Source organism: Bradyrhizobium sp. AUGA SZCCT0431, assembly GCF_018131065.1.
Lineage (GTDB): Bacteria > Pseudomonadota > Alphaproteobacteria > Rhizobiales > Xanthobacteraceae > Bradyrhizobium.
Genome location: NZ_JAFCLR010000019.1, coordinates 126,075 through 137,640, shown reverse-complemented (window position 1 = coordinate 137,640; position 11,566 = coordinate 126,075). Strand labels below are relative to the sequence as shown.

Here is an 11,566-nt window from a genome sequence, read left to right as displayed (position 1 = left end):
GTCCCGGCTCAAGGCCGGGACGACCAATAGGCGAGCTGTTTGATAATCAAATCAGTAACGCTGCACCGCACACGCCACCACGCAGCCCAACCCCCGAAGCCGGGGCCTCCTTAACCTCTATGGCGATCCTTCACACCAGGGTCGTATTGGAGTCACGTTGCCGCGCTACATGAGCGCCAACGGGAGTGCGCATGACCAAGATTTCGCCGAACAACTTCAATCCGGAACTGGTTTCAATGATGAGATCGGTGCTGGAATTGGCCTCGGCCCATGTCGACAGCGCGTCGGGCAAGCCAGCCACGCCGGCGATCAAGGTGAAGATGGCGTCGCGCATCCTGGCAACCGCGGCGGCAGGCGTCACCGACGCCGGCCAGTTGCAATCGGCCGCGATCGAAGAGGGGCTGTGCCCGGCGGATTGAGGCCGCAGCTTCCTTTAGAAGTTTGCCGCGCCGAGATCGTAGGAGCCGCGGGTGCCGCGCACGTAAACCTTGGCGGCTGCGGCGCAGATCCTGTCGCGGTTGGCGTCGAACGCGTTCAGGAAGCCCGATTCATCGAGCGGCACCCCGGGCTGGATTCGCGCCAGCGCCGCCTCGTTCACATAGAACGAGGCCTCGATCGCGCTGTCGTAGCCCCAAAACCGCACGGCGCGCCTTGTGTGGTCATAGCTGCGGCTATGGTTCGGAAAATCGATCATGGTCATTCTCACCAGTGGCCGTGACGCCGGCCCCAATAGCTCCCGCCACCAAACAGGAGCACCACGACGATAACAAACAGGATCGGTTCAAAACCCAGGATCGGTTCCATCGGAATCCTCCGCTGGCCTGTGGCTGCGTTCACCGCGAGTCGAGGGACTCAACGGCCCATTCAGGCCGTTGTTCCCGGGAAACTGGAACCCGGCCTAACCGCCGTACAGATATTTCGGCAGCCACAGCGTCATTCCCGGCCACATATACATGATGACCATGCAGATGATCACGATGAACATGTAAGGCATCATGCCGGAAAAGATCTGGTTCAGCGTGACGTGCTTGGGCGCGACGCCTTTCAGATAGAACGCCGACATCGCCACCGGCGGCGACAGGAAGGCGGCCTGCAGGTTCACGAACACCAGCACGCCCCACAGGATCGGATCGACGCTGAAGTGCTTCAGCATCGGCAGGAAGATCGGCACGAAGATCACGATGATCTCGGTCCATTCCAGCGGCCATCCCAGCACGAAGATGATCGCCTGCGACAGGATCATGAACTGGACCGGTGTCAGGTTGAGCGACAGCACCCAGCTCTCCAGCAGCGCCTGGCCGCCGAGAATCGCGAACACCGCCGAGAACAGCGCCGAGCCGACGAACAGCCAGCACACCATCGACGTGGTCTTGAGGGTGAGGAACACCGCCTCCTTGGTTTTTTTCCAGTTCAGCGTGCGGGCATGGAACGCCAGCAGGAAGGCGCCGGCGGCGCCCACCGCCGCCGATTCCGTGGCGGTCGTGATGCCGAACAGGATGACGGCGAGCACGATCACGGTCAGAAGGCCAAGCGGCATCACCGAGGTGATCAACAGCCGCAGCACCTCGAACTGCTCGGCCTCCATGATCGCGTAATAGTAGAACAGGAGCAGCAGCAGGACGGCGGCCGTGAACCCGAAATACAGATAGAAGCCTTCGGGCGGCCCGGACGCCGACGGCGGGGCGGCGCTTTCACTCTGCAGATTACCCATCTGCTGCAGCACCTCCGGCTCGCCCTTTTTGGCCGCGCCGGACTGCTGGACCGAGCTGCCCAGTTCCTGAAGCTTTTCCTCGACCGGCTCGCTGCTCGGCGCCGACTGTCCGAGCGGGGTCGGAGCCTCGCTGCGCTCGATGGCGGTGGGCGCATCCGGCTGCTGGTGGATCACGACGTACCACCAGATGCCCCACAGGGTGCCGAGCGTCATGACCAGCGGGACCAGCACGAACGACAGACTCTTGAGGATCGTGCCGTAGCCGAGCCGCGCGCCATCCACCGTGATGGCAAGGGCCCGCGACGGGACCACAGTCGCGGCCAGCAACGCCGGCAGCATCTTGCGCGAATAGAGTTGCTGGACCTGCGTCACCCACGGCCGCACCGGCACCCGGGTTTCGCTCTCCGGCAGCTTCGGCGCGATCTTCGGGTTAATCAGCGCCCAGCCGATGATGTAGACGAGGTAGAGGAACGCCAGGAAGAAACTCGGAAACATCGCGGCGGCATACAGCTTCACCACCGATTGCCCGGCGACCGCCGCATAGACGATGATCATCACCGAGGGCGGGATCAGGATGCCGAGCGTGCCGCCGGCGGTGATGACGCCGGAGGCGAGTTTCACGTCATAGCCGGCCTTGAGCATCGGGTTGAAGGCGATGACGCCCATCAGCACCACGACGGCGCCGACGAGGCCGGAGGCAATGCCCCAGAAGGTGCAGACGATCAACGAGGCGACCGCGAGCGCCGCCGGCACGCGCCGGAACGCCAGCTGGATGGCGTAGAACATCTTGTCCACCAGCGCGCCGCGTTCCATCACGTAGCCCATCAGGACGAACAGCGGGATGGAGATCAGGACGTCGTTGGTCATCGCGCCATAGGTGCGCTGGACCATCAGGTCGAAGATGTGGTTATCGGCCCAGGATTCGCCGCCGCGGTAATAGGCGAAGAAGCCGAAGAACATGCCGAGCCCCATCAGCGTGAACGCCGTTGGGAAACCCATGATGATGACGACGACGATGAGTCCGAGCATCAAAAGCCCGAGTGCCGGATCGCTCATGGCTGTGACGCTCCGCCCAAGCCGCGCTGGCGCGCGCTCTCCTCGATGTTCTGCGCATGCTCGATCGCGCTTCGGCGCGCTTCGTCGTCGACATGCTCGCTCAGCGCCAGTTGCTCCTCGACGACGTCGATTTCGCTGACGTCCTTGAGGCGGCTCGGCCACACGCCGGTCTTGAGGCAAATGACGCAGCGCGCGATTTCAGCGGACCCTTGCAGCAGCAGCAATATGCCGGCCAGCGGGATCATCGCCTTGAAATGATAGACCGGCGGTCCGTCCGCGGTCACGTTGGAGTGCTCGTTGATGCGCCATGACAGCGCGGCGTAGTCCCAGCCCGCATAGGCCAGCGCCGCGATCCCGGGCAGGAAAAACACGATGTAGAGCACCAGATCGAGTCCGGCCTGGGTGCGCGGCCGCATCGAGGAGTAGAGAAAGTCGCCGCGGACATGGGCGTTCTGCGCCAGCGTATAAGCGCCGCCGAGCATGAACGCCGCGCCGTACATCATGTTCGACGCATCGAAGATCCATGCGGTCGGCATGTTCAGGATGTAGCGCTTGAAAACCTCGGCGCAGACGAGAAGCATCAGGCCCATCACCAGCCAGGCGGCCGCCTTGCCGGCAAAGGTGCTGATACCGTCGATGGTATGCAGAAAACGGTCGCTGTTCATGAAATCTGGACTGCTTGGTACGGGCTGCCTGGTACAGGAATGATCCGGACGAGGTCGGGCGTAATGGCCGACCTGAAATCCGGCGCCGCGTCCGGCCGCGTTCACGTCGTGAATGCGCAGGCGATGGCCAGCCGACGATACAAGACCCCGTCCGGGATTGCCATCCCGGACGGGGTCTGTTGGTCGATTCTATTGCCTCAGGTCCGTTTCTTGGCGTTGGGACCGAAGTAGTGGTTATACGCCATGCGGCGGTTCACCACGGTGTCCTGCTCCCACTGCGTCGCGCGCTTGGCGAACGCCAGCTGGGACGCGACGATCTCCTTGAACAGCGGATTCTCCGCCGACTTTTTCTCCACGACCTGGTCGTAGATATCGAGCTGCGCCTGAAGCACCGAGTCGGGGGTCTTGTAGAACTTGACGTTATCCTTGGTCTGCATCTCGGCGTAGTCTTTCGAATACCGGTCGATCGCCTTCCAGGCCATGTCCTGCCCGGCCGCTTCGGCGGCGTTGTCGAGGATCGCGCGGATCTTCGCCGGCAACGCGTCGTACTTGTCCTTGTTGAACATGATCTCGAACTGCTCGGCATTCTGGTGGTAGCTCTGCAGCATGCAGATCTTGGACACGTCGGGGAAGCCGAGGATGCGGTCCGACGTGGCGTTGTTGAATTCGGCGGCATCGAGCAGGCCGCGGTCCAGCGCGGCGACGATTTCACCGCCGGGCAAGGCGTTGACCGCAGCGCCCATGCCGCTGAACACGTCGATCGAAATGCCGACGGTTCGGAACTTGACGCCCTTCATGTCGTCGGCCTTGGTGACCGGCTTCTTGAACCAGCCGAGCGGCTGGGTCGGCATCGGCCCATACGGGAACGAGACGACGTTGGCGCCGATCGAGGCGTACAGCTTGGCCAAAAGCTCCTTGCCGCCGCCGTACTTGTGCCAGGCCAGCAGCATGTTGGCGTCCATCGCATAGCCGGGACCGGAGCCCCACAGCGCCAGCGCGTTCTGCTTGCCGTAGTGATAGACCAGCACGCCGTGGCCACCGTCGAGCGTACCCTTCGAGACCGCCTCGAGCAGGCCGAAGGCGGGCACCACGGCGCCGGCCGGCAGAACCTCGATCTTGAGATCGCCGCCGGTCATGTCGTTGACCTTCTTGGCGTAGTCGAGCGCGTATTCGTGGAAAATGTCCTTGGCCGGCCAGGTGCTCTGGAAGCGCATGCTGGTCGCGCCTTGCGCGCTTACGACGCTGGGTGCCGCGACCGTTGCTGCGGCGCCCGCGGCGGCCGCTTTCAGGAAGCGGCGGCGGCTTGATGTGGTGTCCTTTTTGGATGTCGTCATGGTTTCCTCCCCGTTTTGACGGCGATCCAACCAAGGATGCGCCCCTTATTATTGGAAGGGAGACAAAGGCTTGCGCAGGTGTTTGGCAAGAATGTTCGGGAAGATGCGACGCTTCGACGCGGCAGATGGTGAACAACGTCGGCGGCCGCATGCCGATTTATTCCAAGGACGCCGAACTAAATTTTGTAAGTCGGCCGCAGCGTATGCGACTTTCGTTTAAGTCGCGGTGCGCGCGCGCCGTCCCTCGATGGGATAGGCGGGATCGTTGAACCCCGGTGTGGATGGATGCCCACTCGCGACCAACCGGTCGATCAGCGCTTCGTCCTCCGCCGTGAAGCGATAATCGAGCGCCTTGAGATAATCGTCCCACTGTTCCTCGGTGCGGGGACCGGCGATCACAGCCGAAACGAACGACGAGTTCAGCACCCATGACACCGCGAACTGCCCGGCGGTGATGCCGCGGGCTTCGGCGTGCTCTTTGACTTGCTGCGCGAGCTGCAGCGATTCCGGCCGCCATTCGGTCTGCATCATGCGCTTGTCGTTGCGGCCGGCGCGGCTGTCCTTGTCGGGCGCCGCATCGGGCAGGTACTTGCCGGTCAGCACGCCGCGCGCCAAGGGGCTATAGGGCACGATGCCGAGGCCGTAATAACCGCAGGCCGGGAAGTGCTCGACCTCCGGCATCCGGTTCATGGCGTTGTAATAGGGCTGGCTCACGACCGGGCGGTCGATGCCGTTGCGGTCGCAGATGTTGCAGATCTCGGCGACGCGCCAGGCGCGATAGTTCGAAACGCCGAAATAGCGGATCTTGCCCTGCCGCATCAGGTCACCCATCGCGCGCACGGTCTCTTCCAGCGGCGTCGAGTGGTCTTCCTTATGCAGATAGTAGATGTCGATATAGTCGGTGCCGAGCCGCTTCAGGCTATCTTCCGCCGCCTGCAGCACCCAGCGCCGCGACAGCCCGCCGCAATTGGGATCGTCGCCGATCTGGTTGGCGAGTTTTGTTGCGAGCACCCAACTGTGCCTGACGTTAGCAATGGCGCGGCCGACCACTTGCTCGGACTTGCCGCCATTATAGGCGTCGGCGCTGTCGATGAAATTGATCCCGGCCTCGCGTGCCTTCGCCACGATCCGCGACGACGTCGCCTCGTCGGTCGGCCCGCCGAACATCATGGTGCCCAGGCAGATCGGCGAAATCTTCAGGCCGCTGCGGCCGAGTTGGCGATATTGCATCGGGCGGGCTCCTTTTGAAGGCCGTCGTCATTGCGAGCGCAGCGAAGCAATCCATAGGCGCCGACCAGAAAGATGGATTGCTTCGTCGCGGAGTTTATCATCGGGCGCGCATTCGCGCGACCCGTTGGCTCCTCGCAATGACGGAACGGGCTACGTATCATTCTTCAATACCTTAAACACGCCCGACGCCATCGCGATACAGCGCTTGTCGACGGTGACTTCGGTGGTGATGAAAATCAGGCTGCGGGTGGCGCGCACCACGTGCGGTTTGGAGATCAGCACCTCGCCGATCTTGCCGGATTCGACGAAATGCGTATCGAGCTGCACGGTCGCCAGCGTCGGCTTGCCCGAGACGTGTCGCGCGGTGATGCCGCAGGTGCGGTCGGCAAACGTCATCAGCACGCCGCCCTGCACCAGGCCGCGGCGGTTGTGGTGCTTGTCCTCGGTGATCAGCGCGAATTCAAGCTCGCCGTCGACGAGCCTTTCCCATAACGGCCCGATCAGATGCATGAAGCCGGTCGTTTCGACGATTTTCCAGCCATCGGATTTGAGCTTCTCCGTGGCGGCCCTGGTCGTCATCTGATGCATTCCGTTCCCTGCAGGCGGTCATGTCTCGACAGTCATTTCATCAAACGCGGGAGTATTGTAGTCAAGCGTCATGGCCCGTTCATTTGATGATGCCACCCGGCGAAATATCGCAGAGCTCGTTGCAGCTTTCTCGCGGATGCCGGCGGATGAGCCAGAGCCTGCGCTGAAGCGGGCCGCCGTGGTCATCGCGCTCACAGAAAGCGAGAATGGTGCCGAAACGGCGTTTCTCCTGACGCGGCGCGCCGCGGGCCTGCGCTCCCATTCGGCCCAATGGGCGCTGCCCGGCGGACGCTGCGATCCCGGCGAGACGCAAGTCCAGTCGGCGTTGCGCGAGCTTCATGAAGAGCTCGGCCTGGAGCTCGGAGAGGGCGATGTGCTGGGCCTGCTCGACGACTATCCGACGAGGTCCGGATATCTGATCACGCCGGTCGTGGTGTGGGTGAGCACGAAGGCCGCGATGGTGCCGAACCCGGCGGAGGTGGCTTCCGTGCATCGCATCGCGCTTGATGAGATCGAGCAGCAAGGCGCGTTCAGCTTCACCGGAATTCCCGAAAGCACGCGGCGCGTGATCCGCTTTCGCCTCGCCGGCCAACACATCCACGCGCCGACGGCGGCATTGATCTATCAATTCCGTGAAGTGCTGGCGGGCCGCAACACCCGCGTGGCCGAGTTGGAACAGCCGGTGTTCGCCTGGAAGTAGGGCTAAACCGTCATTGCGAGCCAACGGGTCGCGCGAATGCGCGCCCGATGACAGGCTCCGCGAAGCAATCCACCGTTCCGCAAAGCAAGAATGGATTGCTTCGTCGCTTCGCTCCTCGCAATGACGATTGGGTGGGGTGCCCGAAGCCGGGTTGCGGACAGCGGCCGTTTCAGCGACCATACGACCAACAAGAACAATGATCCCAAGGGAGTGCTGAATGCGCAGTAACGCTTTAGCCGTCATCATCGCCGTCGGTTTCGCCGCCAGTCTCAACAGCGCGCAAGCTCAAAACTATCCGACGCGAGCGATCACGCTGGTGATTCCGTTCGCACCGGGCGGCTCGACCTCGATCGTCGGCCGAGGCATCGCTGACAAGATGAGCGAACTGCTCGGCGAGAAGGTCGTGGTCGACAATCGTCCCGGCGCCGGCGGCACGATCGGCACCAAGGCCGTCGCCAAGAGCGATCCCGATGGCTACACGCTGGTGCTGGGCTATACCGGCACGCTGGCGATCGGGCCGTCACTCTACAAGAGCGCCGGCTACGATCCGCGCAAGGATTTCGCGCCGATCGGCCTGATCGGCAATGCGCCGAATTCGCTGGTGGTGCATCCGTCGTTCCCGGCCAAGACCGTTGCCGAACTGATCGCGCACGCAAAGGCCAATCCCGGCAAGGTCAATTTCGGCTCGGCCGGCGCCGGCACGGTCAGTCACATCACCGGCGAATATTTCGCCCGCACCGCCGGGATCACGCTGGTGCATATTCCCTACAAGGGAACCGGTCCGGCGCTGACCGATCTGTTGGGTGGCCATATCCCGATGGCGTTCGCGCCGATCCCGGCCTCGCACCCCAACGTCTCGGCCGGCAAACTGCGTGCCCTCGCGGTGACCAGCACGACCCGCTCCAGCCTGTTGCCCAACGTGCCGACGATGGCGGAAGCGGGCCTGGCCGGTTTCGATGCGTCGCTGTATTACGGCCTCGCGGCGCCTGCCGGCACGCCGCGCCCCATCATCGACAAGCTCAACAAGGTGCTGCGCGACGCGCTTGGCTCCGACGAAGTCAAGAGGCAATTGGCCAATGACGGCACCGAGATCACACCCGGCACGCCGGAGGATTACGCCGATTTCATCGACAAGGATGAAAAGAAGTGGTCGCAACTGATCAAGACCAGCGGCGTCGAGCAGGAGTGAGCGGCACAGCGTCGCGCCGTTTCGGGGCTGACTTGGGCCCGACACTTGCTACAACAAGGCGATGCGCCTGCAATTGATTCGCCTCTGTTTTGGCCTTGTCGCGCTCGCGCTTCCCGCGGGCGCGCCGCCGGCTTTGGCCATGGACGCGCTGCCGGCCTCAACGGCGGATGCGATGGCGCAGGCGGCCACGCCGCAGGCGATTGCGGAATATCGCCGCAAGTTGAAGGAATATCAGGCCGCGCGCGCCGCGTTCGAGCAGGAAGCCGAACCCTACTGGACCGCGATTGCCGAAAAACGGCGCGGCCGCAATGCCAAGCGGCGCGAGCGCCAGGCCATCACGCTCGATGATTATGTCCTGACGCAACCGCCGCTTTACGACGGGCCGAAGCGGCCGGTGGATCCGGAGCCCGACGACAAGCCCCGCGAGCGCAAGCCGCTGCCGGTGGTCGCCGATTTCCTGCAAGCCGCCGCGGCGCATTTCCAGTTTACGCCGCAGCGGCCCGCCAGCGAGGTCGAGTTCAAGCGCGCCTATGGCCGCGTCGCATTGGCTTCCGGGCTGACGCGCGAGCAGATCGTGCGGGTCTATTCGTTCGAGACCGGCGGCAACGGCAATCACGACATGCAATCCGGATTGAGCGCCTCGCGCCCGGGCTCGCGCGCGATCTCGACGGCGGTTGGCTACAACCAGTTGCTCACCACCAACACCGTCTCGCTGCTCGCCGAACAGGGGCATGACATCGTCAAGGCGTTGACGGAAAAAGCCGTCGGCCTGTCAGGGCCGGCGCGCAAGGCGATGGATCACAAACTGGCGGTATTGAAACGGATGGTGGCGTTCACGCGCTCGGTGCCGGTGCAATGGTCGGAGCACGAGAAACTCGCCAACACGCCGCAGGGCTGGGGGGTCCACGCCATGGTGCTGGACATCGACGTCGGCCCGCTGCTGCAGACCCACAAGCTGCTGACCTCGGTGCTGTTCGCGCGCGCCAAGGGCTATACCAGACCGCTCAGCGCCGCCGAACTCGAGATGATGAACCTGACCGGCGACAGCACCGGTCTCGACATGGTGACGATGCCGCAGGCGATGCGCGAGCAGGTGCCGACCTCGAATTTCTTCCAGCGCGGTGGCTACGAGCGCAACCCGGTCGCGATCCGCCACAACACGGTGGCGAAACTGCTGGCGATCACCGACGAGCGGATGGACGTCAACAGCAGCAAGCCCGGCGCCAAGGAACTGGCGGCGGCGTTTTAGTAAAGCTTGCGATGTCGTCGTCCCGGCGAACGCCGGGACCCATACGCCGAGTCCTATCGTTGGGCAGTGGCGTTAGACACCTTCCTTAGGTGACTGGCGCCGCGGAGTATGGGTCCCGGCTCAAGGCCGGGACGACATAGGTGGGCTCAGCCCTCAATTCGCGCCGAACTTGAACTTGCCGTCGTCTTCGAGGTAGGGGCCGGTCCGCATATAAAGCTGGCCGTTCTCGCCGATGAAGAACAGCGTGCCCTTCGGCACCTTCTTGGCGCCCTTCAGCAGCGTGCCCGCGTTGCTGGTGCCCATCTTGTACGCGAAGGTCTTGCCGTCCTTGCCGTAGCCGTAGGCCATGTCGGACTTCAGCTCCCAGGGCGTCGGTGCGGCGGCCTGTGCGAATGCGGATGACGTCAGCACGCCGAGCGCGGCCGCGATCAAAAAGGTTTTGGTCGAAATTCTCGTCATCGTCGTTCCTCCCAGCGGCCAATTCGGCTTCTGCCCACCTTATTGAACAAATCACGAACGTCATTATTCCGTCAATGGTACCTTTGCCGCATCACGCTTTCTCTGCGACTTTGTGATTTCCCGCCTTCGACTTCGCGACTATGTTCCGGTTTCCGGTTACAAACGCGCTATTGCCAGAAACGTTATAGGGATGATTCGGATGAACCTCGTCATGAAGATTGGTTTCGGTGTTGCGCTGTCTTTCATGACGCTGGCTTCCGCTGTCCTGGCCGACGAATTCAAGCTCAGCAACAACCAGCGGATTGCCTGCAGCCGCGGCCTGAGCCCCGGCAAGCTCAATACCGCAACCTGCAGATCGTACGCGTATGTCTTCAACATCAAGACCTCGGAATATTACCGCTGCCAGGTCTCGCTGGCGCTGACGCGCGACAACAAGGAAGTCATCAACGTGCAGTCCGACGGCAACTGCGCCAAGAAGCCCCGCATCTTCGAGACCGATTCGAACTATTCGTTCGACGCCACCGAAACCGAACCGCCGAACACCAATACGTTCTTCGGACCGGGCGGCTATGCGGCGTGGGCCAGCGACAACAATGCGCGCAAGGTGCGCGGCTGCATCATCATCTCGTCTGGCCTCGGCTCCGACATCTCGAAATGTCTCGATATGAAGTTCGACTGATCGGCGGCGGGCGTGACAGCCACCGTGTCCGCGCCGGGCTCGCCACCACCGCCCTGGCCGTTTCCAGAACGGCTTCCGTTTGAGGGACGTTCGGTGTCCCTCGAACCGCTTGGCGCCGGACACGCGGACGAACTCTGGCACGCCGCGCAGGGCGCCGATGCGTCATTTGCCTATTTGCGGTACGGGCCGTTCGCGCAGCCGTGCGATTTGCTGGCGCTGATCACCGAATTGGCCGGGCGGGCGGATCAGCCGTTCTGGGCGGTGCAGCCGAACAGCAGCGGCGTGGCTCAAGGCTGGCTTTCGCTGTGCGACATCTATCCAGCCGACGGCGCGATCGAAATCGGGGCGATCTGGTTTTCGCCGCGGCTGCAGCGAACCCGGGCCGCGACCGAAGCGATCTTTCTCCTGATGCAATATGCGATGGAGGAATTGCAGTATCAGCGGCTGGTCTGGCGCTGCAACGCTGCAAACCAGGCGTCGCTGAACGCGGCCGCGCGCTACGGTTTTACGCCGGAGGGTACATGGCGTGGCTCGGCCCTCAGCAAGGGGCGTCGCTGCGACGTGGCGTGGCACTCGATCATCGCCGCCGAGTGGCCGGCGCGCCGCGCCGCCATCGCCGCATGGCTCGCGGACGAGAATTTCGATGAACATGGCCGCGCGCGCACGGGGCTGGTTCATCCGTGACCCGGTTCTTGATGAAGTTCGG

Annotated in this window: 13 protein-coding genes; 6 read left to right on the top strand and 7 right to left on the bottom strand. The window is 63.2% G+C overall.

All coding sequences use genetic code 11. The features are described from left to right. The first annotated feature begins 191 nt into the window (after positions 1 to 191). Positions 192 to 419, top strand: a complete 228-nt coding sequence (locus tag JQ567_RS20270; RefSeq protein WP_212036264.1) for a hypothetical protein — start codon at positions 192 to 194, stop codon at positions 417 to 419. Positions 420 to 433: 14 nt separating this feature from the next. Here JQ567_RS20270 and JQ567_RS20265 read toward each other — a convergent pair whose 3' ends face one another. The 6 genes from JQ567_RS20265 to JQ567_RS20240 all read right to left on the bottom strand — a co-directional run bounded on the left by JQ567_RS20265 (position 434) and on the right by JQ567_RS20240 (position 6,575). Continuing rightward, entirely contained in the window at positions 434 to 694 is a 261-nt protein-coding gene (locus JQ567_RS20265) for a DUF1488 domain-containing protein (RefSeq protein WP_212440446.1), read from the bottom strand. 204 nt (positions 695 to 898) lie between these two features. Next, the gene (locus tag JQ567_RS20260) at positions 899 to 2,767 is read right to left on the bottom strand and encodes a TRAP transporter large permease subunit (RefSeq protein WP_212440445.1); all 1,869 of its coding nucleotides are present in this window, start codon (positions 2,765 to 2,767) and stop codon (positions 899 to 901) included. Continuing rightward, positions 2,764 to 3,432, bottom strand: coding sequence for a TRAP transporter small permease subunit (locus JQ567_RS20255; RefSeq protein ID WP_212440444.1), 669 nt, complete (start codon positions 3,430 to 3,432; stop codon positions 2,764 to 2,766). The genes JQ567_RS20260 and JQ567_RS20255 overlap by 4 nt, the downstream gene beginning before the upstream one ends. A gap of 197 nt (positions 3,433 to 3,629) precedes the next feature. Next, a complete protein-coding gene (locus JQ567_RS20250; RefSeq protein WP_212440443.1) occupies positions 3,630 to 4,766 on the bottom strand; it encodes a TRAP transporter substrate-binding protein in 1,137 nt (378 codons plus the stop codon). 216 nt (positions 4,767 to 4,982) lie between these two features. After that, the gene (locus tag JQ567_RS20245; protein ID WP_212440442.1) at positions 4,983 to 5,996 is read right to left on the bottom strand and encodes an aldo/keto reductase; all 1,014 of its coding nucleotides are present in this window, start codon (positions 5,994 to 5,996) and stop codon (positions 4,983 to 4,985) included. A gap of 150 nt (positions 5,997 to 6,146) precedes the next feature. Continuing rightward, on the bottom strand, positions 6,147 to 6,575 hold the full coding sequence (locus JQ567_RS20240) for a PaaI family thioesterase (protein ID WP_212440441.1): 429 nt from the start codon (positions 6,573 to 6,575) through the stop codon (positions 6,147 to 6,149). A 79-nt stretch (positions 6,576 to 6,654) separates the two neighbouring features. On the opposite strand from JQ567_RS20240, the gene JQ567_RS20235 reads away from it, so the two are divergent. The 3 genes from JQ567_RS20235 (at position 6,655) to JQ567_RS20225 (ending at position 9,722) form a co-directional block, all read left to right on the top strand. Next, positions 6,655 to 7,284, top strand: coding sequence for a CoA pyrophosphatase (locus tag JQ567_RS20235; RefSeq protein ID WP_212440440.1), 630 nt, complete (start codon positions 6,655 to 6,657; stop codon positions 7,282 to 7,284). 217 nt (positions 7,285 to 7,501) lie between these two features. After that, complete coding sequence (locus JQ567_RS20230; RefSeq protein WP_212440439.1) at positions 7,502 to 8,473, top strand: tripartite tricarboxylate transporter substrate binding protein; 972 nt, start codon at positions 7,502 to 7,504, stop codon at positions 8,471 to 8,473. 61 nt (positions 8,474 to 8,534) lie between these two features. Beyond that, entirely contained in the window at positions 8,535 to 9,722 is a 1,188-nt protein-coding gene (locus JQ567_RS20225) for a hypothetical protein (RefSeq protein WP_212440438.1), read from the top strand. Positions 9,723 to 9,875: 153 nt separating this feature from the next. Here JQ567_RS20225 and JQ567_RS20220 read toward each other — a convergent pair whose 3' ends face one another. Next, the gene (locus JQ567_RS20220) at positions 9,876 to 10,181 is read right to left on the bottom strand and encodes a hypothetical protein (protein ID WP_212440437.1); all 306 of its coding nucleotides are present in this window, start codon (positions 10,179 to 10,181) and stop codon (positions 9,876 to 9,878) included. A 199-nt stretch (positions 10,182 to 10,380) separates the two neighbouring features. Between JQ567_RS20220 and JQ567_RS20215 the strand changes: the two genes are divergently transcribed. After that, on the top strand, positions 10,381 to 10,860 hold the full coding sequence (locus tag JQ567_RS20215; RefSeq protein ID WP_212440436.1) for a hypothetical protein: 480 nt from the start codon (positions 10,381 to 10,383) through the stop codon (positions 10,858 to 10,860). A gap of 93 nt (positions 10,861 to 10,953) precedes the next feature. Next, positions 10,954 to 11,544: a GNAT family protein gene (locus JQ567_RS20210; RefSeq protein ID WP_312017433.1), complete on the top strand. Its 591-nt coding sequence runs from the start codon at positions 10,954 to 10,956 to the stop codon at positions 11,542 to 11,544. The last annotated feature ends 22 nt before the right edge of the window (positions 11,545 to 11,566 follow it).

What these genes read in the sequence shown, in the direction of transcription:
- JQ567_RS20270 (WP_212036264.1), top strand. Translation starts at nt 192, where the DNA reads ATGACCAAGATTTCGCCGAACAACTTCAATCCGGAACTGGTTTCAATG.
- JQ567_RS20265 (WP_212440446.1), bottom strand. Translation starts at nt 694, where the DNA reads ATGATCGATTTTCCGAACCATAGCCGCAGCTATGACCACACAAGGCGC.
- JQ567_RS20260 (WP_212440445.1), bottom strand. Translation starts at nt 2,767, where the DNA reads ATGAGCGATCCGGCACTCGGGCTTTTGATGCTCGGACTCATCGTCGTC.
- JQ567_RS20255 (WP_212440444.1), bottom strand. Translation starts at nt 3,432, where the DNA reads ATGAACAGCGACCGTTTTCTGCATACCATCGACGGTATCAGCACCTTT.
- JQ567_RS20250 (WP_212440443.1), bottom strand. Translation starts at nt 4,766, where the DNA reads ATGACGACATCCAAAAAGGACACCACATCAAGCCGCCGCCGCTTCCTG.
- JQ567_RS20245 (WP_212440442.1), bottom strand. Translation starts at nt 5,996, where the DNA reads ATGCAATATCGCCAACTCGGCCGCAGCGGCCTGAAGATTTCGCCGATC.
- JQ567_RS20240 (WP_212440441.1), bottom strand. Translation starts at nt 6,575, where the DNA reads ATGACGACCAGGGCCGCCACGGAGAAGCTCAAATCCGATGGCTGGAAA.
- JQ567_RS20235 (WP_212440440.1), top strand. Translation starts at nt 6,655, where the DNA reads ATGGCCCGTTCATTTGATGATGCCACCCGGCGAAATATCGCAGAGCTC.
- JQ567_RS20230 (WP_212440439.1), top strand. Translation starts at nt 7,502, where the DNA reads ATGCGCAGTAACGCTTTAGCCGTCATCATCGCCGTCGGTTTCGCCGCC.
- JQ567_RS20225 (WP_212440438.1), top strand. Translation starts at nt 8,535, where the DNA reads ATGCGCCTGCAATTGATTCGCCTCTGTTTTGGCCTTGTCGCGCTCGCG.
- JQ567_RS20220 (WP_212440437.1), bottom strand. Translation starts at nt 10,181, where the DNA reads ATGACGAGAATTTCGACCAAAACCTTTTTGATCGCGGCCGCGCTCGGC.
- JQ567_RS20215 (WP_212440436.1), top strand. Translation starts at nt 10,381, where the DNA reads ATGAACCTCGTCATGAAGATTGGTTTCGGTGTTGCGCTGTCTTTCATG.